Raw genomic sequence first — 20,684 nt, forward strand, 5'->3', positions numbered from 1 at the left:
CGTGGTGCGGTACGGGTGTGAGAGGGCGAGCCTACCCGTTCCCACTGACCCAAAAGGGTGACTCAGACCGCATCAGCCCGCTGACCTGCTGATCATCCGGCCCGGCGATGCTGTTTGGGACGAGATCGTTTCTCGACGTACATCCGTTCGTCAGCTGACTTCAACACCTCGTCCGCCGTCATGCCGCAGTGTGCCCATCCGATGCCGAAACTGGCGCCCACGCGGACGGCCCGGCCCTCGGCCCGGATCGGCTGGATGATCTCGTTGCGCAGGCGTACGGCGAGGTCCTGGGCGTCGGCGCGGCCGAGGCCGTTGGCGAGGATCACGAACTCGTCGCCGCCGAGCCGGGCCACCGTGTCGCCGTCACGGACGCCGCCGCCGAGCCGGCGGGCGACCTCGATGAGCACGGCGTCGCCCGCGTTGTGCCCGAACCGGTCGTTGATCGACTTGAAGCCGTCCAGGTCGCAGAAGAGGACCGCGAGGCCCTTGGTGCCGTCGTCCCGGCCGTCCTCGGGGGCGACCGCGTGGACATGGTGGTCGTAGGCCGCGTACGGCTCGGCGGGCGCGTTGAAGTCGAAGGTGTGGCCGCCGGAGTCGAAGACGGCGGGATGCCCGTAGGCGGCGTCCATCGCGTCGGCGACGGCCGCGTGCGGGGACTGCGGGCGCTGGCAGAGCCGGGCGGCGAGGCGGGAGCGCAGTTCGGCGGAGTTGGGCAGTCCGGTGAGGGAGTCGTGGGAGGCGCGGTGGGCGAGGTGGAGCTCGCGGCGCTTGCGTTCCTCTATGTCCTCGACGTGGGTGAGCAGGAAACGGGGCCCGTCGGCGGCGTCGGCGACGACGCTGTTGCGCAGCGACACCCAGACGTAGGTGCCGTCGCGGCGGCCCAGGCGCAGCTCGGCCCGGCCGCCCTCGGCGGAGGTGCGCAGCAGGGTGCCGATGTCCTCGGGGTGGACGAGGTCGGAGAAGGCGTAGCGGCGCATCGCGGAGGCGGGGCGGCCCAGGAGGCGGCAGAGCGCGTCGTTGGTGCGCAGGATCCGGCCGTGCTGGTCGCCGCCCATCTCGGCGATGGCCATGCCGGAGGGGGCGTACTCGAAGGCCTGGCGGAAGCTCTCCTCGCTGGCCCTGAGCGCCTGCTGGTCGCGCTCCAGGCGGACCAGGGCGCGCTGCATGTTGGAGCGGAGCCGGGCGTTGCTGATGGCGATGGCGGCCTGGAAGGCGTACATCTGCAGGGCCTCGCGGCCCCAGGCGCCGGGGCGGCGGCCGTTGCGCGGCCGGTCCACGGACAGGACGCCGATCAGCTCGCCGCTGCTGCCGCCGCCCTGCGGGCCCGGCGCGTACATCGGGGCGAAGAGGCGGTCCGAGGGGTGCCACTCGTCCTCGAAGCGGGGCGCGGGTCCTTCGGTGTACCACTGCGGGACGTCGTCGTCGTCGAGGATCCAGCCCTCGGTGTGGGGTATGAAGATCAGGTCGCCCCACTGCTCGCCCATGTTCAGCCGCCGGTCCCAGGACTCGCGGGAGCCCGCGCGGCCGGTGATGAGCGCCTCGGCGGCCGGGTTGCCGGAGAAGGCGGCGACGACGAGATCGCCGTCGGGGCGGACCAGGTTGATGCACGCCAGCTCGTACCCCAGGGCCTGGACGACGCCGTCGGCGACGGCCTGCAGGGTGTCGGCCAGGCTGCGGGCCTTGTTCATGTCGGCCATGGCCTGGTGCAGTTGCCGCAGGGACGCAAGACGGACATAGGGCTCCGACTCGGTCTCCATGCTCGCCCTCCCCCCGAGACCTCGCAGCGAATCAAGGGTTCTCTCCGGCGCCCTTACTGATGGTGCCCTTGCAGGTTCCCCGCCACTGAATCACAGCGCGCTCCTCACTCGGTACACAGGGTCAACAATTACCGCCTCTTGTGACTCAAGTCACAGCATAAGGTGAACAATTGAGTGGGGATTCTGCGTTTTCTCTGTGCGTTTACTGAACGCAAATTTTGTAGATATGCGCATGTCTCCGTCCGTCGTCTCCTCCTGCAGTCCTAGGTCCCGGTTCGGACCGGGGTCCGATGTCCGGCGAACGGCCCGGAGATTAGCGTGACGGGGTGCCGAATACTCCGTCTCTCACGTCCCACGCGTCCCCCGCGCTCCCGCTGCCGTCGCCCGCCGCCGGGCATGCTGAGGGGGTGAGCAACGAGGAATTCCGTGCCGCCATGTCCCGGCTGGCCTCGGGCGTGGTCCTGGTGACCGCCCAGGAGCCGCCGCTCGACCCCGACGACCCGCTGGCGCCTGGCGGCGAGGACGTCGGGATGACGGCCACGGCGTTCATGTCGGTGTCCCTGGACCCGCCGCTGGTCCTGGTCAGCCTGCGGGTGGGCTCCCGCATGGACGACCTGCTCGACGAGCAGCCCCTGTGGGCGGTCTCCGTGCTCTCCGAGAGCCAGCGGCACATCGCCGGCCGCTTCGCGATGAAGGGCCGGATCAGCGACCGCCTCCTGTTCGCGGACATCCCCTATGTGCGGGGCGAAGCGACCGGGGCGCCGCTGGCCGGGGGCGCCCTGGCCACCCTGGAGTGCCGCACCGAGGAGCGGGTGCCGGCCGGGGACCACGTCCTGGTCATCGGCCGGGTGCTGACCGCCGCCCTGCCCAGCGCGGACGGGGGGCCGCTGACGTACTTCCGGGGCCGGTACCGGCAGTTGGGCTGAGGGGCAATTCGCTCGCCCGTTCCCCCGCACCCTGCTTAGGGTGCGCGCATGACGACCAGCGCCGGTCTCCGTCTGGAGACGATCACTTCCGCGAACTTCGAGGCCGCCACCGCCATCCGGGTGCGCCCGGAGCAGGAGTTCGCCGCGGAACCGGTGGTGAAGTCCCTCGCCGAGGCCTACGTCCATTCCGGCGTCGCCTGGCCCCGGCTGATCGTGGACGGCGACCGTCCGGTCGGCTTCCTGATGGCCTTCTTCGACATCGACTGGTACGAGGACGGCAGCGTCCTGCGCTCGGGCCTGTGGCGTCTGAACATCGCGGCCGGCGAACAGGGCCGCGGCTACGGCCGCTTCGCCGTGGAGTCGGTGGCCGCGGAGATCCGCCGCCGCGGCGGCAAGGAGTGCTACGTGACGTGGCACCCCGGCCCGGACGGCCCCGAGGGCTTCTACCTGGGCCTGGGCTTCCGCACCGACGGGGAGACGAGCGAGGGCGAGACGGTGGGGGTGCTGGAGCTGGGCTGAACGCGGACGGCCGGCACGTGGCCGGCTGGAGTGCGCCCCGAGAGGGGCGCGGGGAACTGCGCGGCCGGCCACGACGGACCCGCGGACAGACTCATCAGGCGCCCCGGCCGGTCACCCCCAGTCCCGCGCGGAGCGCCCCCGCTTGGTCTGGGAGCGCTGCTTCTTCTCGCGCAGGCGGCGTTCGTTGATGCCGCGCGGGATGCGGGTCGGCCTGCGGGGCCTGGGCGGGGGCGCGGTGGCCTCGGCGAGGAGGGCGGCGAGGCGTACGGCGGCGGTCTCGCGGTTGCGCCACTGGGAGCGGTGCTCGGAGGCACGGACGCTGACGACGCCGTCGGTCAGGCGCCCGGCCAGCCTTTCCAGCGCCCGCCGCTTCCACACCTCGGGCAGCGCTTGGGTCCGCGCCAGGTCGAAGCGCAGCTCGACCGCAGTGTCCGTGGTGTTGACGTGCTGGCCGCCGGGCCCCGAGGAACGCGAGAAACGCCAGACGAGCTCGGCCTCGGGCAGGGAGACGGAGCCGCGGATGACATGGGGACCGGACATGCCGTCCATCCTCCCGTCCCCGCACGGGTCACGTCACCCGAATATCCTCGGTCCCGGCCTCGGTAAAGAAAGTAAAGAGAGCTGGAACCTTACGTACCCCCCTCGACGTTCATGGGGGTAGCTGTAGCTTTCTTGCCGTACGTAAACGAGGGAAGGGACTCCCAAACAATGGCTGTAAGCCTGTCCAAGGGTGGCAACGTCTCGCTCACCAAGGAGGCTCCGGGCCTGACCGAAGTCACCGTGGGGCTCGGCTGGGACGTCCGTACCACCACCGGCACCGACTTCGACCTCGACGCGTCCGCGATCGCGGTCAACCCCGAGGGCAAGGTCTACTCCGAAGGCCACTTCATCTTCTTCAACAACAAGCAGACGCCGGACAACACGATCGTCCACACCGGTGACAACCGCTCCGGCGAGGGCGCGGGCGACGACGAGGCGATCAACGTCAACCTGGCCGGTCTGCCGGCCGACATCGAGAAGATCGTCTTCCCGGTCTCGATCTACGACGCGGAGAACCGCTCGCAGAACTTCGGCCAGGTGCGCAACGCCTACATCCGCATCCTGAACCAGACCGGCGGCGCCGAGATCGCCCGCTACGACCTGTCCGAGGACGCCGCCACCGAGACCGCCATGGTCTTCGGCGAGCTGTACCGCAACGGCGCCGAGTGGAAGTTCCGCGCCGTCGGCCAGGGCTACGCCTCGGGCCTGGTCGGCATCGCCCAGGACTTCGGCGTGAACGTCTGACGTTCGCCCGCCGAGCAGTTCCGTACGAAGGCCCCCCGGAGTCCGGCCGGGGGGCCTTCGGCGTGTCCGTCACGGCAGCAGACGCTGCTCCTTGGCCACGGCGACCGCGCCCGCGCGGGTGTCGACGCCGAGTTTGTCGTAGATCCGGCGCAGATGGGTCTTGACCGTGGCCTCGCTGATGAACAGGGCGCGGGCGATCTCCCGGTTGCCGAGTCCGGTGGCGAGCTGCGCCAGGATGTCGCGTTCGCGGTCGGTGAGGGAGGGCCGCGGGCGCCGCATGTTGGCCATGACCCGGCTGGCGACCGGCCCCGACAGCGCCGTACGGCCCTGGGCGGCGGCGTGGATCGCGGCGAACAGTTCCTCGGGGCGCTCCGCCTTCAGGAGGTAGCCGGTGGCGCCGGCCTCGATGGCGCGGGTGATGTCGGCGTCGGTGTCGTACGTGGTCAGGACGAGTACGTGTGGTGTGCGGCCGGGTCCGGGGCCGGTCGCCGGGGTGGCCGTGAGGCGGCGGGTGGTCTCCACGCCGTCGATGCCCTCGCCGAGCTGGAGGTCCATCAGCACCACGTCCGGCGCCAGCCGCGCGGCGAGCGCGAGCGCCTCCTCGCCGGTACCGGCCTCGCCGGCCACCTCGATGCCGGGGGCGCTGTCGAGCAGGGCGAGCAGCCCGGCCCGTACGACGACGTGGTCGTCGCAGACCAGGATGCGCACGGGGGCGGGAGCGCCGGCTGCCGGGTCGGTCATCGGGGTGCCTCCTGGGCGTCGGCCGGGTCGGTCATCGGGGTGCCTCCTCGGCGTCGGCCGGGTCGGCGCGGGGTGCGTCCAGGGGGACGGCGGCGGACAGGGCGGTGCCCTCGCCGGGCGCGGACTCGACGGTCAGGGTGCCGCCGAGCTGGCGCAGCCGGGCGCGCATCGCGGGCAGGCCGTGGCCCCGCACGCCGGGGGCCCCGCCGGTCGCGCCGGGCGCGGCGGGGTCGAAGCCGTGGCCGTCGTCGGTGACGTCCAGCACGACCTGGTCGTCGAGGAGGGTGAGGCTGAGCGCGGCGGTGGACGCGCCCGCGTGCTCCCGGACGTTGGCCAGGGCGCCCTGCGCGATGCGCAGCAGGGCCGACTGGACGCGGTCGGGCAGCGGCGGGACGCGGGCGCCGTCGTCGACGTGGACGCGCACGGTGAGGTCGTCGCCGGACTCCCGCGCGGCCAGTGCGCGCAGCGCCGCCTCCAGGCCGCCGCCCCGGGCGAGGTCGGCCGGGGCGAGGTCGTGGACGAAGCGGCGGGCCTCGGCGAGGTTGTGCTCGGCGACGGAGGCGGCGCCCCGGACGTGGGCGCGGGCCTTGTCCGGGTCGGACTCCCAGACCCGCTCGGCCGCCTGGAGCAGCATCCGCTGGCTGGACAGGCCCTGGGCGAGACTGTCGTGGATCTCCATCGACAGCCGCTGGCGTTCGGCGAGCGTGCCCTCGCGGCGCTCGGAGGCGGCGAGTTCGCGGCGGGTGCGGATCAGGTCGTCGATCAGGGCGCGCTGCCGGGCGGTCTGCCGTTCGGTGTGCAGGAACACGGCGGTGGCGATGGCGGCGACGGCGGGCGGGGCCAGCAGCAGGTTCGGGTCGAGGCGCCCGGCGAGCCGGAACTGCGCGGCGACCACGAACAATGTCAGGACACCGACCAGCACGAGCGCCGCCCGGGGCGGCAGGGTGCGCAGGCCGGTGTAGAAGAGGGGCACCGCGCACCAGGAGAAGCTGGGCGCGAGGACGACCAGCACCATCCACACCACGACCACCAGGCCCAGCCAGGGGCCCAGCCAGGCCGGCCGTCGCCGGGTGGTCCCGCGCCCCGGCCCGCTCGGAACCGGCCCGCTCGGAACCGACCCGCTCGGAACCGGCCCGCTCAGGACCGGCCCGAGCAGGTGCAGCAGGGCGAGGGCGAGGGACAGGGCGAGGATCCACGGGGTGCGGGGCTCGCCGGGGTGGCGCAGCAGGAAGCGGGCCAGGGCACCGCCGAGCAGCAGGAAGAACGCCGCGTGCATGACGGCGCCGAGCCACCGGGTGTCGGGGTCGTAGGGCTTCGGCATCCGCGCGCCTCCTTTCCGCCTCGTGGCCGCCTCGTGGCCGCCTCGTGGCCGCCTCGTGTCCGGTTCGTCTCCTCCAACGTGCCGCAGGAGGGCGCTGAGCTGCCCGAACACACCCATGGTGCCCTGTGCGGGGGGTGTCCGGGTCAGCTGATCGGACGACCCCGGCCTCGCCCGTTCCGTCGTCCGGGAGCAGCCGGAACGGCGACCGGGGGCCAGGGGGGCGGGACGGAGGGTGGAGAGCGGACGCAGCACAGCGCCCGATCCGGCCCGACCCCGAGGAGCAGACCGCCATGAAGAAGACCCTCTCCCGACGCGCCCGCATCGCCACCGGCAGCGCCGTGCTCGCCGCCGTCGCCGCCGGCACCTTCGGCACGGTGGCCGCGAACGCCTCCGCTCCGGAGAGCGGCCGGGCCTCCGCCGCGTCCGCCGCCCCCGCCGCGGCCGGGCAGCGTGACACCACCACCTCCACGCACCTGACGATCGACGCCGCCACCGAGGCGGCGCAGGCCGCGCTGAAGGCGGCGAAGAAGGAGGGTCAGCGGATCACGGTGGCGGTCGTCGACCGCAACGGCAACACGATCCTCACCATGCGCGGTGACGGCGCCGGCCCGCAGTCCTACGAGTCGGCCGAGAAGAAGGCGTTCACCGCGGTCTCCTGGAACGCCCCGACCAGCGAGCTGGAGGGCCGCCTGGAGAACGCCCCGAACCTGAAGGACATCCCGGGCACGCTGTTCCTGGGCGGCGGCGTCCCGGTCACCGCGGGCAAGGCACCGATCGCCGGGATCGGTGTCGCGGGCGCCCCGTCCGGCACCCTGGACGAGAAGTTCGCGCGGGCGGGCGCCGAGGCGCTGAACCAGGAGGGCATCGGCGGCTGACAGCAGGGCCCTGACACCCGGTCCCAACGGGCGTTTCACGTGAAACGCCGCATAGGATCACGACGTGCGCATCTCCCGTCCGCTCATAACCGCCGCCACCGTCACCGCCCTCGCGGCATGCAGCGGTGGTGGCGCGGTGGACGGCGGTCCCGGCGGCTCGGGCGTGCGCGATCCGTACTTCCCGAAGGCGGGCAACGGCGGCTACGACATCGGCCACTACGACCTGAAGCTGGCCTACGAGCCCGACGACGAGCACCTCGCCGGCACCGCGACGATCACCGCTCGCGCCACCCGGGACCTGTCGGCCTTCGACCTCGACCTCATGGGCCTGGACGTCGAGAAGGTCACGGTCGAGGGCCGGGAGGCCCGCTTCAACCGGGCCGGGCAGGAGCTGACCGTCCGCCCGGCGGACGAGCTGCACGACGGGGAGACGTTCCGGGTGAGCGTCCGCTACTCCGGCGAACCGGAGACGGTGACCGACCCCGACGACTCCGAGGAGGGCTGGCTGCCCACCGCCGACGGCGCGGTGGCGCTCGGCGAGCCGGTCGGCTCGATGGCCTGGTTCCCCGGCAGCCACCACCCCTCCGACAAGGCGACGTACGACCTCGCCGTGACCGTGCCGGAGGGCTTCGGCGTGGTCTCCAACGGGGAGCTGCGGGACGAGCGCACCCGTGGCGGCCGTACGACGTTCACCTGGCACACGGCCGAGCCGATGTCGAGCCATGTGGCCACGGTCGCCGTCGGCGAGTGGGAGACCGACCGCTCCACCACCGACGCCGGTCTGCCCGTGTACACGGCCGTCGACCCCCAGCAGGCCGAGGCGAGCCGCAAGGTCCTGGCGCGGATCCCGGAGGTCGTGGAGTGGGGCGAGGAGAACTTCGGCCCGTACCCCTTCTCCTCCACCGGCGCGATCGTCGACCGCGTCGAGGACGCCGGGTACGCCCTGGAGACCCAGAACCGGCCCTACTTCCCCGGCGCCCCGGACCAGGTCCTGCTCGTCCACGAGATCGCCCACCAGTGGTACGGGAACTCGGTCAGCCCGAAGACCTGGCGGGACATGTGGCTCAACGAGGGCTTCGCCACCTACGCCGAGTGGCTGTGGGAGGAGGACGAGGGCGGCGACACCGCCCAGGAGACCTTCGACGCGCTCTACGACGGGACCTACTACGACGACGAGGACGCGGGCGACTCGATCTGGACGTTCCCGCCCGCCGACCCGCCCGACGTCGGCCACATCTCCGCGAGCCCCGTCTACCAGCGCGGCGCGATGGTCCTGCACAAGATCCGCCAGACGGTCGGCGACGACACCTTCCTGGACCTGATGCGGGGCTGGGCCACCGCGCACCGCCACGGCAACGCGGACACCGAGGAGTTCACGGCGTACGTGGAGAAGTCGGCACCGGACGAGGACTTCACGGAGATCTGGGACGTCTGGCTCTACGGGGACGGCAGACCGGACCGGCCGTAGGCACCGCCACCCCCACGGCCTCACCCCTCGAAGGCGTCGAACGTGTCGAGCAGCAGGGCCAGATCCGGAGGCCAGAGCGGTTCGGGGGCATCGGCCAGCTCGGCGCGGCTCCACCAGCGCCATGCGAGGATGCCGTCCGCGGCGTGGGCGGCGGCGAGGTGGGGCCCGGCGGGTTCGCGGCGCGGGGCGTGGGCGACGTAGATGTGCTCGTGCTGGCGGACGGGTCCGACGCTCAGATGGGTGAAGTCGTGTTCCCAGGTGCAGAGCAGCGGGCCGGGCTCCAGGTCGCGCCAGCCGGTCTCCTCGCGCACCTCGCGCAGGGCGCCCTCGCGGGGGCTCTCGTCCGCGTCCAGTCCGCCGCCGGGCATCGCCCAGTGCACGCCGACCTCGATGTTGTCGTAGCGCAGGAGGAACACCGCGCCCTCGGGGTCGAGCACGGCGACCCGGGCGGCGCGGCGCGGGGTGCGCGGCACCCCGCTCTCCAGCTCCTTGCGCAGCACCGTGCAGGGACGGCCGCGCCCCAGGTCCGCGCGGTGGTCGACGACCGTGTAGCCGAGGGCGGTCCAGAAGGCGAGGGCGTCGGTGCCGGTGTCGAGGACGGCGAGCCGTACGGCGGTGCGGCCGGTGGCCCGGAGCCGCTCCTCGACGAGCGACGCGAACCGCCTGCCGTGGCCCCGGCGCCGCAGCCCCGCGTCCACCATCAGCAGCCCGATCCACGGGTCCGGGTCGGCCGGGTCGGGATGCCGGGCGAGCGTGATCGCGACGCCGGTCAGCCGGCCCGCGTCCCTGGCGAGCAGCACCTCGGCGCCCGGCCGGGCCAGCTCGTCGGCCAGCGCCGCCGCCACCTGCTCCGGACGGATGTCGTCCGGGTCGGGGAAGTCGCCGCTGAGCGCGTGGAAGTCGCGGTGGGCGGCGTAGAGGGCGGTCAGCTCGGTGAGGAGGGGGCCGGGGATGTCGTGGTCGGGGCCGGGCCGCAAGGGGACGATGATCACGTGGGCAACCTATCCGGTCGGGCGTGACACCATCGCCTGCGTGCTCGACATCGGTTACGCCCTCTCCACCCGCTTCCCGGACCCGCCGCAGACGGACTACCGGCGCGCGGACGTCCGCGCGCTGCGGCACGACCTGTTCTGCGGGGACGTGTATCTCGCCGACACCAAGGCCGACCGGGAACTGTCCACAGCCTGGGGATGGGTGCCGGTGCTCGACTTCGCCTGGGCGCTGTGCGACATCGTGGAGCGCGTCGACCGGGACCCGGCGGGCTCCCGGGCCGCCCGGCCGCAACGGGCCGAGCTGGACTTCACCGAGTCCACGGACCGCCTGCTCTTCGAGCGCCGCTTCGGCTGGGTCGACATCGAGGCGGAGTGGCTGCCGGCGGACGAACCCCCACTGTCCTTCTCCCACGCCGAACTGCGCCGGGAGGCCCGGGACTTCCTGCACGACCTGCTCGCCGACCTGACCGACATGCACGACGACCTGGCGGACAACCCGGCGATCTGGACCCTCCAGGCCCGCTTTCCGCGCCTGACCTGACGCCCCGGCCCTGCGCTACTCGGCCAGCACCCGCACCCCCAGCTCCGCCGCCAGTACCGGTGCCAGGTCGAGGAGCTGGGCCGGGCTGATCACGGCGCCCGACAGCCGGTCCACGCCCCGGGCCAGCTCCAGCGGGGCGGCGCCGCGCAGGTCGACGTCGACGAGGGTGGCCGCGCTGAGGTCCGCCTCCTTCAGGGCGCAGTCGACGAACTCGACGCGCTCCAGGCGGGCGCCGCCGAAGTCCGGTTCGACCAGGACGCAGCTCTCGAAGACGACGTCCTTGAGCCGGGACCGGCGCAGGTTCAGGTAGTCGATCTTGCCGCCGCGGATCAGGACCCGTTCCAGTACGGCGCCGTGCAGTTGGGTGCCGCCGAGGCGGGCGTCGCGCAGCTCGACGTCGCGCAGGGTGGCCTCCGCCAGGTTCGTGCCCACGCCCCGGACGCCGGTGAGGACCGAGTCGAGCAGCCGGGCCCGGGGCAGCGAGGCCTCGTCCAGCGCGCAACCCGTCAGCGCGCAGTCCATGAAGCGGGCGCCCGCGCCGTCCTGGCCGGTGAGGTCCGTCTCCGCGAAGTCCAGCGCGTCGTAGTCCCCGTCCGGCTCCAGTCCCCCGTCCTCGAACGGCGCCAGCGGTGGCAGCCGCAGCTCCGGGCGCCGCGCCGCCCGCACCGTCGTCGTACCCCGCCCGTCCGCCGCTCTCCTCGCCATGCCCCCATGCTGCACCCCACCACTGACAACCGGCGCCGGCCTGCCCGAACGCGCCGTCTCCGGCGCGATGTCACATTCGGCACCCTCCCGGCCGTCGTACGGGCAGACAGGTCACGCACCAGGCGACCCGACCCGAGGGAGACCCCGAGCCATGCATCGCATCACCGTCATCGGCGGCGGACTCGCCGGACTGACCGCGGCCATCACCGCCGCCGAGGCGGGCGCCAAGGTCACCGTCCACGAGGCCCATCACACACTCGGCGGCCGCGCCCGGACCGCCGAGGGCCCCTACCGGACCAACGACGGCCCGCACGCCCTCTACAACGGCGGCCCGCACTGGTCGTGGCTGCGGCAGCGCGACCTGATCGGTCCGCTCGCGTCCCTCCCGCCGCTGGAGGCGGCCCGGCTGCGGCTGCGGCACAAGGGCGTGCTGCGCCGCACCCCGCCCTTCGCCATGCTCAAGCTGCTGCGCCGGGGCCTGGGACCGGCGCCCGTCGACACCGACTTCCTCACCTGGGCGACCGGCGTCGCGGGCGAGGAGGGCGCGCGGGCCGCCGCGCACTACTGCGCCGTCGCGCTGTTCCACCACGACCCCGGGTCGCTGTCGGCGGCCTTCGTGCAGGAGCGGCTGCGCCGGGCCGCCAAGCTGCCGCCCGAGGCGCACTACCCGCGCGGCGGCTGGGCCGGGGTCGTCGACCGGATGGCCGCGCTGGCCTGGAACCTCGGTGTGCGAGTGGAGACGCTGTCCCGGGTGGACGCGCTGCCCACCGACGCGCCCGTCGTCGTCGCCACCTCCCTGGACGCCGCCCGCCGGCTGCTGGGCGACCCCGCGCTGACCTGGCCGAGCGGGCGCACCGTCCTCGTCGACCTGGCCCTGCGGACCCGGCGCGGTGACGCGTTCGCGGTGTCCGACCTGGACGCGCCGGGCTGGATCGAGCGGTTCACGGCGCAGGACCGCACCCTGGCGCCGGCGGGCGAACAGCTGGTCCAGGGGCAGATCCCCATCGCGCCGCAGGAGTCGAAGGCCGACGGGGCCGCCCGTGCCGAGGAGTTGCTGGATCTCGGGATGCCCGGCTGGCGCGAGCGGATCACCTGGCGGCGCGAGGCGGTCGCCAACGGCCGCACCGGCGCCGTCGACCTCCCCGGCACCACGTGGCGGGACCGGCCCGCCGTCGACCGGGGCGACGGGGTGTATCTCGCCGGTGACCAGGTGGCCGCGCCGGGCCTGCTCTCCGAGGTCTCCTTCAACAGCGCGCTCACCGCGGTCTCCCTCGCCCTCGGCCGGGGCCGCAGGGAACTTGACCTCAAGCATGCTTGAGGTCGTTGAGTGGGGTCCATACGGGCCAGTACAGACCAGTACCAGTCCATACAGGCCCGTGCAGGCGCGTACAGGCCCGTACAGACCACTCTTCCGTTGGGGGACCCTCATGCACGCCATCCGTCTCCACGCCTTCGGTCCGGCCGAGAACCTCGTCCTGGACGAGGTCGAGGATCCGCGGCCCGGCCCCGGTCAGGTCCGGATCGCCGTCCGCGCGGCGGGCGTCCACCTCCTGGACACCGTCCCGCGCGAGGGCGTCCAGGGGCCCATGCCCGCGCCGGTCGAACTGCCCACCATCCCGGGCCGCGAGGTCGCGGGCGTCGTCGAGTCCGTCGGGGAGGGCGTCCCGGCGGACCGGCTCGGCAGGCGCGTCGTCGTCCACCTCGGCTTCGCCCCCGGGGGCTACGCCGAACTCGCCGTCGCCGGCCTCGCACGCCTGCACGAGATCCCTGCGAACCTGGACTTCGCCGAGGCCGTCGCCATGATCGGCACGGGCCGTACGGCGATGGGCATCCTCCAGTTCGCCGACCTCGGCCCCAGTGCCGTGGCCGTGATCCCGGCCGCCGCCGGGGGCATCGGCACCCTGGTGACGCAGTACGCGAAGAACGCCGGCGCCACCGTGATCGGACTCGCCGGCGGCCCCGGGAAGACCGCCCGCGTCGCCGCGAACGGCGCCGACCTCGCCGTCGACTACAAGGACCCGCGGTGGCCGGAGAAGGTCCGCGCCCACCTCGGCGGGCGCCCGGCGACGGTCGTCCTCGACGGCGTCGGCGGCGACGTGGCCCGCGAAGCCGTCGCCCTGCTCGGGCCGGGCGGCCGGCACCTGGTCTTCGGCTGGTCGGCCACGGGACCGCGCGACGGCACGCCCTACCTGGTCGACGGCGTCTCCCAGCAGGTGCTCGGCCCGGTGATGATGGAGCGGACCGGCGGCGCCGATCCCCTCCGCACCCTCGAACTGCGCGCCCTCGCCGAGGCTGCCGCCGGCCGCCTCGTCCCGGCCGTGCAGCGCTTCCCGCTCGCCGCTGCCGCCGCCGCGCACCGGGCGCTGGAGAACCGCGGCACGACCGGCAAGGTGGTCCTGGTGCCGTGACCCACAGTCACGACCGGACACGGAAAGGGATGCGATACGCCCCGATTCATGGTCTTCTGGCCAGATGAGTGGCACCTGGTCAGGTGAGCCGGCCGCGCCCACGGATGCCGATCCCCGCCGCTGGTGGGGGCTGGTGGTGATCGCCCTGGCCCAGCTGATGGTCGTACTGGACGCGACCATCGTGAACATCGCGCTGCCGTCCGCGCAGCGCGACCTGGGCATGTCCGACGGCAACCGCCAGTGGGTGATCACCGCCTACACCCTCGCCTTCGGCGGACTGCTGCTGCTCGGCGGCCGGGTCGCCGACCTGGTGGGACGCAAACGGACCTTCGTCATCGGACTGATCGGCTTCGCCGCCGCCTCGGCGATCGGCGGTGCCGCGACCACCCCGGCGATGCTCTTCGGCGCCCGCGCCCTCCAGGGCGTGTTCGCCGCCCTCCTCGCGCCGTCCGCGCTGTCCCTGCTGAGCACCACGTTCAGCGACCCGCGCGAACGGGCGAGGGCCTTCGGCATCTACGGCACGCTGGCCGCGAGCGGCGCCGCCGCGGGTTTCATCGTCGGCGGCGTGCTCACGGAGTACCTGAACTGGCGCTGGTGCCTGTACGTCAACATCCCCTTCGCCGTCGCCGCCGTGATCGGCGCCTACGCCCTGCTGCGCGACCGTCCCGGCCACCCCGGCGCCCGCCTCGACGTCCCCGGCGCGCTGCTCGGCTGCGGCGGACTGGTCTGCCTCGTCTACGGCTTCGGCGAGGCGCAGCCCCGGGGCTGGAGCGACCCGCTGGTGCCGGCCCTGTTCGCCCTGGCCGTCGTACTCCTGGCCGGCTTCGTGTGGTGGCAGACCCGCGCTCCGCTGCCGCTGCTGCCCCTGCACATCATCCGCGACCGCAACCGGGCCGGCTGCATGGTGACGATGATGCTGGCCGTCATCGGCATGTTCGGGATGTTCCTCTTCATGACCTACTACCTCCAAGTCATCCTCGAATACTCCCCGCTGATGACCGGGCTGGCCTTCCTGCCGATGACCGCCTCGATCCTCACGGGCTCCACGCAGATCTCGGCCCGGCTGCTGCCGCATGTGGGCCCGCGCATGCTGATGGTGCCGGGCATGCTCCTCGCCTCCGGCGGCATGGTGATCCTCACGCAGATGACCATGGACTCCGCATACGCGACCGAGATCCTGCCCGCGCTGATCCTGATGGGCCTCGGCATGGGCCTGACCTTCATGCCGGTCTTCTCCACCGCCACCGCCGGGGTCGCCCGGCGGGACTCGGGCGTGACGTCGGCGACGGTCAACACCTCGCAGCAGGTGGGCGCCTCGATCGGCACGGCGCTGCTCAACACCGTCGCGACCAGCACCGGCGCGTCCTACATCGCCTCCCACCTCAGCGACCCGACGCGGCGGGAACAGGTCGTCCGGGAGGGCATCGTCCACGGCTACACGGTCGCGATCTGGGTGGCCGCCGGCATCATGCTGCTGGCCGGCCTGGTCGCGGGCCTGATGGTGACGGCCAAGGCACCGAAACACGATGCCCCGGCCGACGACCCGGTCCCGGAGCCGGTCGGCTGAGGGGGGCGCGGGCCCCGGGCCCCCCGGTATCCGCGTGACCGCGACACCGTGCCCCGGTAGCGTCGGCGCCTGTGATCGACGTTCCGGACGGACTCGCGGCCGCGCAGACGAAGTACAACGGAGAGGCGGGGCGCGCCTTCATCGACGGACTGCCGGAGCTGGCCGCCGGTTTCCTGCGGCGGTGGGAGCTGCGGCCGGACGGGCCCTCGATGCACGGCTGGGCGGCGCTGGTGCTGCCGGTCGTGCGCCGCGACGGCGTCCCGGCCGTGCTGAAGCTCCAGATCCTCGACGAGGAGACCGAGGGCGAGCCCCTCGCGCTGCGGGCGTGGGACGGGGACGGAGCGGTCCGGCTGCTCGACCACGATCCGGCCACCGGCACCATGCTCCTGGAGCGGCTGGACGCGGACCGCATGCTCAGCGGCGTCGAGGACTCCCGCGCGGCCGTCCTCGTCATCGCCCGGCTCCTTGCGCACCTCACCGCGACCCCCGCGCCGCCCGGCGTGCGCGGCCTCGGGGACATCGCGCGGGACATGCTGGAGCAGACGCCCGAAACCCTGGGCGACATCCCGGACCCGGCGGACCGGCGGCTGGTCGCCGACTGCGCCGCCGCCCTGCGCGAGGTCGCCGGCGAACCCGGCGACCGGCTGCTCCACTGGGACCTGCACTTCGAGAACGTCCTCGCCTCCGAGCGCGCCTCCTGGCTGGCCATCGATCCCAAGCCGCTGGCCGGCGACCCCGGGTTCGATCTGCTGCCCGCGCTGGACAACCGCTACGACCCGGCCGAGACCCGGTGGCGCTTCGACGCGATGACCGACGTCCTCGGCCTCGACCGGGCACGGGCCCGCGCCTGGTCTTTGGCCCGCGTGCTCCAGAACTGCCTGTGGAACGTCGAGGACGGCGACCCGCTGGAGGCGGAACAGCTGGAGATCGGGCGGTTGCTGCGGGACCTGTGAGCCGTGAGTGGGGGCCGGCCCGTCAGCCCTGCGCGCGGGGCCGGTCGCGTCCGCGTTCCCGGTCCAGCGCGGCCGGCAGTTCGGTCCTGCGCCGTATCCGCAGCTTGCGGTAGGTGCTGGTCAGGTGGGTCTCGACGGTGCGCCGGGCCAGGTGCAGCAGGTCGGCGATCTCGGTGTTCGTGCGGCCGTCGGCGGCCAGTTCGGCGATCCGGCGCTCACTGCCGGTCAGCGACCCGGCGCCGGTGTGGGACGCCACGGAGCCCCGGGCGCCGCCCTCGCGCAGCGCCTGCCCGGCCAGGGCGAGCCACCGCAGCGCGCCCTTGCGTTCGGCCAGCTCCGCCGCCTCGCGCAGCCGGGCGCGGGCGCGTCCGCGTTCACCGGCCGCGATCAGCTGGCGGCCCTGGGCGAGCAGCGCCGGCATCAGCTCCATGTCGGTGTCGGCGGGCGCGTCCCGCAGGGTCCGTACGGCCTCCTCGGCCAGCTCCAGACCGCGGCGCCCGCCGGTCGCGGTGCCCAGCACGCTCAGCGCGCGGCCCACGGTGCGCGGGGTGTTCCACACCCTGGCGAGCCGCAGTTCCTCCGTCGCCAGGGCCAGCGCCTCCCGGCCGCCGCCCAGGGCCAGCCGGCACTCCGCGACCGCCGTCCGCCACGGGGTGACGACCGGGCTGACCACCTCGCGGGCCGACTGGCGCCGCCCGCACTCCAGGAAGTCGTGCACCGCGCCCGCCGGGTCGCCGGTGGCGGCACGCAGCACACCCCGTGCGTACAGGTAGCGGTTCAGCTCCCAGTTCTCGGGCACCTCGCGCAGCTCGAAGCGGTCGGCGTAGCGCAGCGCCTCGTCGATGCGGCCGGTGTGGACGAGGGCCATCAGGGCGTGCGCGTCCCGGTTGGTGGGGCCGTTGGCGCGTCCGGGGTCGGCGGCGAGCAGCCGGGGCAGGTCGCCGCGGGCGGCGGCGATGTCGGCGCGGGTGTTGAGGATCGCGTGCTGCATCGGGTGCAGCAGGGCGGGGCGCTGTCCGGCCAGGCCGCGTTCCACCAGCCGGTCGGCCTCGTCGAGTTCGTCGGCCCACTGGGCGACCGCGGCGGCCGTGCCCAGCAGGAAGGGCTCGGCGAGCGGGTCGGTGGGCTGTGCGAGCAGGTCCCGTACCCGGACCATGGCCTCCTCGGCGGAGATCAGCGCGGCCGTCGCCGCGTACCGCACCAGCAGGGCCTGTCCGGCGGTGCCCACCAGCTCCGGGGAGTGCCGGCCGGTCTCGCACAGCCAGCGGTACACCTCCTGCCGGGTCGCCAGGTCCTCGTCGGACAGCATCGCGGTGGCGGTCTGCACGGTACGGGCCAGGCCGGGGTGGCCGGACAGCCGGCCCTCCGTGCGGCGCAGCACCTCCATGGCGGTACGGATCTCGCCGCGGCCGGCCAGGGCGGTGCCGAGGGCGACCGCGGTACGCACCCGGTTGCGGGGCTCGGCCGGCAGGTGCTGGGCCTCGGCGAGGCGGGCGATGGCGGCGGGGGTGTCGGCGGAGGCGTACTCCAGGGAGCCCAGTTCGGTCAGCAGCCGCTGGCGGAGGTCGTCGGTCAACCGCTCGTCCAGGGCCCGGCGCAGGTAGGCGACGGCGTCGTCCGGGCGGCCGTCGTGCACGGCGACCGTCACGGCGTCCCGCAGCACCCGCAGCGCCCAGGGCAGGCCGACGACCGGGGTGCGCAGCAGGTGCCGGGCGACCGCCTCGACCCGGTCGCCCCGGCGGAGCATGGCCTCCGCCGCCGCCCGGTGCACGGCCTCCCGGCGGGGCTGGGGCCAGCCGGTGAGCACGGCGTCGCGCAGCAGCGGGTGGGCGTAGCGGGGGCGGCCGCCCGGGTCGGTGCGCAGCAGACCGAGCCGTGTCATGGCGGCGAGCCAGCCGGCGACCCGCACGGGGTCGGCCCCGGCGGCCTCGGCGAGCACGTCGACGGGGTCCCCGGCGCCGGCCGCGCCCGCCGGTCCCTCCGGGGGTGGGGGCGTACGCCACCGGGCGGCCGTCCGCTGGGGGGCGTGGGCGGGACGCGTGTCCCACGGGTACGGGCCGTCCTCGCCGTTGAGCGCGTACGACGCGTCGCCCTCCACCCCCGCCGGGTCCCGCCCGGACCGCGGGTACGGACCGTCCTCGTCGTTGAGCGCGTACGACGTGTCGCCCTCCAACGGGTCCCGCCCGGGCCACACGTACGGGCCGTGCGCCGGATACGCGACGGCCGCGCCGCCCTGCCCACGAGGACCCGGCTCCCCGTACGAGCCCGGCCCGCCACGGGCACGGTCGGCCGCGACACCCGGCCCCGCGAACGGACCCGGCTCCGTGCCGAGGCGGTCGGGACCCACCGCACCGGAAGGACCAGGCTCCCCGTACGGACCCGGCCCGGTAGAGGCCGCGACACCCGGCCCCGCGTACGGACCCGGCTCCGTGCCGAGGCGGTCGGGGCCCAGCGCGGGGCCGGGGTCCGCGCAGGCCGCTCGCCGGGTCTCGGTGCGGCCGTACCGCACGGGCTGCGGGTACGGGCCGCCGTCCCCGTGCTCGGCGGGCCGGTCGTGCTCCGGCTCCGCGTGCCCCGTGGGCGTCCGTGCGGCCGGGTGGTCGAGGGCATGGCGAAGCTCGGCCCGGCGCGGCGGCCGGCCCGGGGGCCATGCCTGTTCCAGGGCCGCGAGGCTGCGGGCGACGTCGGCCGTCGCGGGGCCCGCGCTGTTCAGCCACCAGGAGACGGCCGCCGGGTAGGACCCGGGGTACAGCTCCGCGGACGTCTCGGGCACCCGCGGGACGCCGTCGGGGTGCCGGGTGCCGCCGAGGTCGTCCAGCAGGGCGTGCAGCAGCAACGGGCTGCCCGCGCCGGCCCGTACGCAGTCCGCCGTCCACCGTGCCGACGCGCCGGGGAAGGCGGCGCGGACCAGCCCGGCCGCCGCCGCGTCACTGAGCGGGGCGAGGGTGTGGGTGCGCACGAGGGAGGGCGACAGCGCCTGGGTGAGTCCGGCGGGCCGCGGTTCGATGTCGTACTGGCTGCGCTCGGTGGCGACCAGCAGGAGACCTAATCGGTCGACGCGCCGGGCCGCCTCCGCCAGCCAGCGCCGCGAGGGCTCGTCGGCGAGGTGGACGTCGTCGACGGCGACCAGCAGCGGGCCCTCCGCCGCGTACGAGCGCAGCAGCCGCCACAGCCGGGCCGCGCTTTCCCGGTCGTCGTCCCCGGGTGCCACGTCCGTGGACTCGGGGACCGGGCCGAGGAGATGGAGGACGGCGGAGAAGGGCACCGCGGTGTCCTCGGGCGAGCACCGCACGCGCAGCACCCGCAGGCCGCGGTCGGCGGCGTGCCGGGCGGCGGTCTCCAGGACGGCGGTGCGGCCGGTGCCGCTCGCACCACGCAGCAGGACGAGGCGGCCGGAGCCGGCCCGCGCGCGCTCGATCTCGGCCGCGAGCAGCGCGTGGGCGTCGTCGCGTTCGCGCAGCGGTCCGGTCATCGGTGCCTCCTGTGGTGGATGGTGCTCCCCCGGTCTGTGAGACGTCTGAATGGGCTGATGGGTGGCATGAACTCGCCGATATCGCCGCGCCGCGTCCCCGGACCCGGCGGTCGCTGTGTCGGGGCTCACGGTGGCCCGCGGCCACCCCCACGGGTCCACGCGTCCTTGCGTGCACCCTTGTGACCTGCTGAAACGTCCTCGCGGCGGCTGTTCGTGGTGGTGGTCGCGCTGGTCTCGTGGTGTGCCTCGTGGTGCTCCACGATTGCGAAGTCCCAGTTGTCACAGAAGTGTGGAACACGCTCATCCGCTACCGGCCTGCGCCGCGTAACGGGCTCGTGAACAGGGGGGAAACGGTTGCTCAACTCACCCCGGACCACCATCACCACGTCCACCCGCGGCTCCGGCGGAGCCGTCGGCGTCACCGACCGGCGCGTGCCGGTGGCGGTGACCGCTCCGGACCCGATCAGCCGCGAGGGCGCGGTCAGCCAGTTGCGCCGGCATCCGGAGATCGACCTGCGCGACGACTCGGGGCCCGGCACGGTGGCCCTGCTCATCGAGGACACGCTGGACGAGGGGGCGCTCACCCGGCTGCGCCGGATCGTGCGCAGCGAGGGCGCGCGTGCCGTGCTCGTGGTCGGCGCGATCCGCGAGAGCGAACTGCTCGACGTCGTCGAGTGCGGCGTCGGCGCCATCGTCTGGCGGCACGAGGCCACCGCGCACCGGCTGGTGCAGGCGGTGCTGGCCGCGGCGCGCGGCGACGGAGACCTGCCCGCGGACCTGCTCGGCCGGCTCATCAGCCAGGTGGGCACGCTGCACCGGGGCGCGGCGGGCCGCCCCGGCGCCCCCTCGCTGGGCCTCGCACCCCGTGAGGTGGACGTCCTGCGTCTGGTCGCCGAGGGTCTCGACACCGGAGAGATCGCAGGCAAGTTGTCCTACTCCGAACGCACCGTCAAGAACGTCATGCACGGACTCACCACGCGACTGCACCTGCGCAACCGCGCGCACGCCGTGGCCTATGCCCTCCGGGAAGGCTACATCTGACCGAACGGGCAATCGAGAGCGGACCCTCGGGACCGCGCGGGCACAATGCCCTGCCCCGTCGTCGTCCCCGACGCGCCTGCGTGCGGGACGGCGGCCGGGACACGATCGGTGACA

General features: G+C 74.1%; 18 protein-coding genes. 11 read left to right on the plus strand and 7 right to left on the minus strand.

The window, feature by feature from the left end:
• Positions 1 to 92: 92 nt before the first annotated feature.
• A complete protein-coding gene (gene cdgB, locus ACFWR9_RS10530; protein WP_383838628.1) occupies positions 93 to 1,757 on the minus strand; it encodes a diguanylate cyclase CdgB in 1,665 nt (554 codons plus the stop codon).
• 326 nt (positions 1,758 to 2,083) lie between these two features.
• Here cdgB and ACFWR9_RS10535 point away from each other — a divergent pair, with 326 nt between their 5' ends.
• Positions 2,084 to 2,683: a flavin reductase family protein gene (locus ACFWR9_RS10535; RefSeq protein ID WP_383838631.1), complete on the plus strand. Its 600-nt coding sequence runs from the start codon at positions 2,084 to 2,086 to the stop codon at positions 2,681 to 2,683.
• Positions 2,684 to 2,731: 48 nt separating this feature from the next.
• On the plus strand, positions 2,732 to 3,202 hold the full coding sequence (locus tag ACFWR9_RS10540) for a GNAT family N-acetyltransferase (protein ID WP_383838633.1): 471 nt from the start codon (positions 2,732 to 2,734) through the stop codon (positions 3,200 to 3,202).
• A 111-nt stretch (positions 3,203 to 3,313) separates the two neighbouring features.
• On the opposite strand, the gene arfB is transcribed toward ACFWR9_RS10540, so the two are convergent.
• Entirely contained in the window at positions 3,314 to 3,751 is a 438-nt protein-coding gene (gene arfB / locus ACFWR9_RS10545) for an alternative ribosome rescue aminoacyl-tRNA hydrolase ArfB (RefSeq protein ID WP_383838636.1), read from the minus strand.
• Positions 3,752 to 3,910: 159 nt separating this feature from the next.
• On the opposite strand from arfB, the gene ACFWR9_RS10550 reads away from it, so the two are divergent.
• A complete protein-coding gene (locus ACFWR9_RS10550) occupies positions 3,911 to 4,486 on the plus strand; it encodes a TerD family protein (RefSeq protein ID WP_383838639.1) in 576 nt (191 codons plus the stop codon).
• A 69-nt stretch (positions 4,487 to 4,555) separates the two neighbouring features.
• On the opposite strand, the gene ACFWR9_RS10555 is transcribed toward ACFWR9_RS10550, so the two are convergent.
• Together ACFWR9_RS10555 and ACFWR9_RS10560 are read right to left on the minus strand one after the other, a co-directional pair.
• The gene (locus ACFWR9_RS10555; RefSeq protein WP_383838642.1) at positions 4,556 to 5,227 is read right to left on the minus strand and encodes a response regulator; all 672 of its coding nucleotides are present in this window, start codon (positions 5,225 to 5,227) and stop codon (positions 4,556 to 4,558) included.
• Between the two features lie 31 nt (positions 5,228 to 5,258).
• Positions 5,259 to 6,548 (minus strand): sensor histidine kinase, encoded by a 1,290-nt coding sequence (locus ACFWR9_RS10560; RefSeq protein ID WP_383838644.1) that lies wholly within the window; start codon positions 6,546 to 6,548, stop codon positions 5,259 to 5,261.
• A gap of 290 nt (positions 6,549 to 6,838) precedes the next feature.
• Between ACFWR9_RS10560 and ACFWR9_RS10565 the strand changes: the two genes are divergently transcribed.
• On the plus strand, positions 6,839 to 7,423 hold the full coding sequence (locus ACFWR9_RS10565) for a heme-binding protein (RefSeq protein WP_383838647.1): 585 nt from the start codon (positions 6,839 to 6,841) through the stop codon (positions 7,421 to 7,423).
• A gap of 64 nt (positions 7,424 to 7,487) precedes the next feature.
• The gene (locus ACFWR9_RS10570) at positions 7,488 to 8,891 is read left to right on the plus strand and encodes a M1 family metallopeptidase (protein WP_383838650.1); all 1,404 of its coding nucleotides are present in this window, start codon (positions 7,488 to 7,490) and stop codon (positions 8,889 to 8,891) included.
• 20 nt (positions 8,892 to 8,911) lie between these two features.
• Here the strand turns inward: ACFWR9_RS10570 and ACFWR9_RS10575 are convergent, their stop codons facing one another.
• Entirely contained in the window at positions 8,912 to 9,883 is a 972-nt protein-coding gene (locus ACFWR9_RS10575; RefSeq protein WP_383838653.1) for a GNAT family N-acetyltransferase, read from the minus strand.
• 40 nt (positions 9,884 to 9,923) lie between these two features.
• On the opposite strand from ACFWR9_RS10575, the gene ACFWR9_RS10580 reads away from it, so the two are divergent.
• Positions 9,924 to 10,424: a hypothetical protein gene (locus tag ACFWR9_RS10580; RefSeq protein ID WP_383838828.1), complete on the plus strand. Its 501-nt coding sequence runs from the start codon at positions 9,924 to 9,926 to the stop codon at positions 10,422 to 10,424.
• Positions 10,425 to 10,439: 15 nt separating this feature from the next.
• Here ACFWR9_RS10580 and ACFWR9_RS10585 read toward each other — a convergent pair whose 3' ends face one another.
• On the minus strand, positions 10,440 to 11,129 hold the full coding sequence (locus ACFWR9_RS10585; protein WP_383838655.1) for a pentapeptide repeat-containing protein: 690 nt from the start codon (positions 11,127 to 11,129) through the stop codon (positions 10,440 to 10,442).
• A gap of 151 nt (positions 11,130 to 11,280) precedes the next feature.
• Here ACFWR9_RS10585 and ACFWR9_RS10590 point away from each other — a divergent pair, with 151 nt between their 5' ends.
• The 4 genes from ACFWR9_RS10590 to ACFWR9_RS10605 all read left to right on the plus strand — a co-directional run bounded on the left by ACFWR9_RS10590 (position 11,281) and on the right by ACFWR9_RS10605 (position 16,057).
• The gene (locus ACFWR9_RS10590) at positions 11,281 to 12,447 is read left to right on the plus strand and encodes an NAD(P)-binding protein (protein WP_383838658.1); all 1,167 of its coding nucleotides are present in this window, start codon (positions 11,281 to 11,283) and stop codon (positions 12,445 to 12,447) included.
• A gap of 109 nt (positions 12,448 to 12,556) precedes the next feature.
• Positions 12,557 to 13,537: a zinc-binding dehydrogenase gene (locus ACFWR9_RS10595; RefSeq protein WP_383838661.1), complete on the plus strand. Its 981-nt coding sequence runs from the start codon at positions 12,557 to 12,559 to the stop codon at positions 13,535 to 13,537.
• A 64-nt stretch (positions 13,538 to 13,601) separates the two neighbouring features.
• Positions 13,602 to 15,104 carry an MFS transporter gene (locus ACFWR9_RS10600; RefSeq protein WP_383838663.1) on the plus strand — a complete coding sequence of 501 codons (1,503 nt, stop codon included), beginning with the start codon at positions 13,602 to 13,604 and terminating at the stop codon, positions 15,102 to 15,104.
• 71 nt (positions 15,105 to 15,175) lie between these two features.
• Positions 15,176 to 16,057, plus strand: a complete 882-nt coding sequence (locus tag ACFWR9_RS10605; RefSeq protein ID WP_383838666.1) for an aminoglycoside phosphotransferase family protein — start codon at positions 15,176 to 15,178, stop codon at positions 16,055 to 16,057.
• Between the two features lie 22 nt (positions 16,058 to 16,079).
• Here the strand turns inward: ACFWR9_RS10605 and ACFWR9_RS10610 are convergent, their stop codons facing one another.
• Positions 16,080 to 19,529, minus strand: coding sequence for an AAA family ATPase (locus ACFWR9_RS10610; RefSeq protein WP_383838669.1), 3,450 nt, complete (start codon positions 19,527 to 19,529; stop codon positions 16,080 to 16,082).
• 354 nt (positions 19,530 to 19,883) lie between these two features.
• Between ACFWR9_RS10610 and ACFWR9_RS10615 the strand changes: the two genes are divergently transcribed.
• Entirely contained in the window at positions 19,884 to 20,570 is a 687-nt protein-coding gene (locus ACFWR9_RS10615) for a LuxR C-terminal-related transcriptional regulator (RefSeq protein WP_383838672.1), read from the plus strand.
• The last annotated feature ends 114 nt before the right edge of the window (positions 20,571 to 20,684 follow it).

It is taken from the genome of Streptomyces sp. NPDC058534 (genome assembly GCF_042717365.1).
GTDB lineage: Bacteria > Actinomycetota > Actinomycetes > Streptomycetales > Streptomycetaceae > Streptomyces.

Excerpts from the sequence above, each read along its gene's own strand:
- cdgB (WP_383838628.1), bottom strand. The coding sequence starts at position 1,757 with ATGGAGACCGAGTCGGAGCCCTATGTCCGTCTTGCGTCCCTGCGGCAA.
- arfB (WP_383838636.1), bottom strand. The coding sequence starts at position 3,751 with ATGGACGGCATGTCCGGTCCCCATGTCATCCGCGGCTCCGTCTCCCTG.
- ACFWR9_RS10560 (WP_383838644.1), bottom strand. The coding sequence starts at position 6,548 with ATGCCGAAGCCCTACGACCCCGACACCCGGTGGCTCGGCGCCGTCATG.
- ACFWR9_RS10585 (WP_383838655.1), bottom strand. The coding sequence starts at position 11,129 with ATGGCGAGGAGAGCGGCGGACGGGCGGGGTACGACGACGGTGCGGGCG.
- ACFWR9_RS10540 (WP_383838633.1), top strand. The coding sequence starts at position 2,732 with ATGACGACCAGCGCCGGTCTCCGTCTGGAGACGATCACTTCCGCGAAC.
- ACFWR9_RS10610 (WP_383838669.1), bottom strand. The coding sequence starts at position 19,529 with ATGACCGGACCGCTGCGCGAACGCGACGACGCCCACGCGCTGCTCGCG.
- ACFWR9_RS10600 (WP_383838663.1), top strand. The coding sequence starts at position 13,602 with ATGAGTGGCACCTGGTCAGGTGAGCCGGCCGCGCCCACGGATGCCGAT.
- ACFWR9_RS10565 (WP_383838647.1), top strand. The coding sequence starts at position 6,839 with ATGAAGAAGACCCTCTCCCGACGCGCCCGCATCGCCACCGGCAGCGCC.
- ACFWR9_RS10590 (WP_383838658.1), top strand. The coding sequence starts at position 11,281 with ATGCATCGCATCACCGTCATCGGCGGCGGACTCGCCGGACTGACCGCG.
- ACFWR9_RS10595 (WP_383838661.1), top strand. The coding sequence starts at position 12,557 with ATGCACGCCATCCGTCTCCACGCCTTCGGTCCGGCCGAGAACCTCGTC.
- ACFWR9_RS10550 (WP_383838639.1), top strand. The coding sequence starts at position 3,911 with ATGGCTGTAAGCCTGTCCAAGGGTGGCAACGTCTCGCTCACCAAGGAG.
- ACFWR9_RS10555 (WP_383838642.1), bottom strand. The coding sequence starts at position 5,227 with ATGACCGACCCGGCAGCCGGCGCTCCCGCCCCCGTGCGCATCCTGGTC.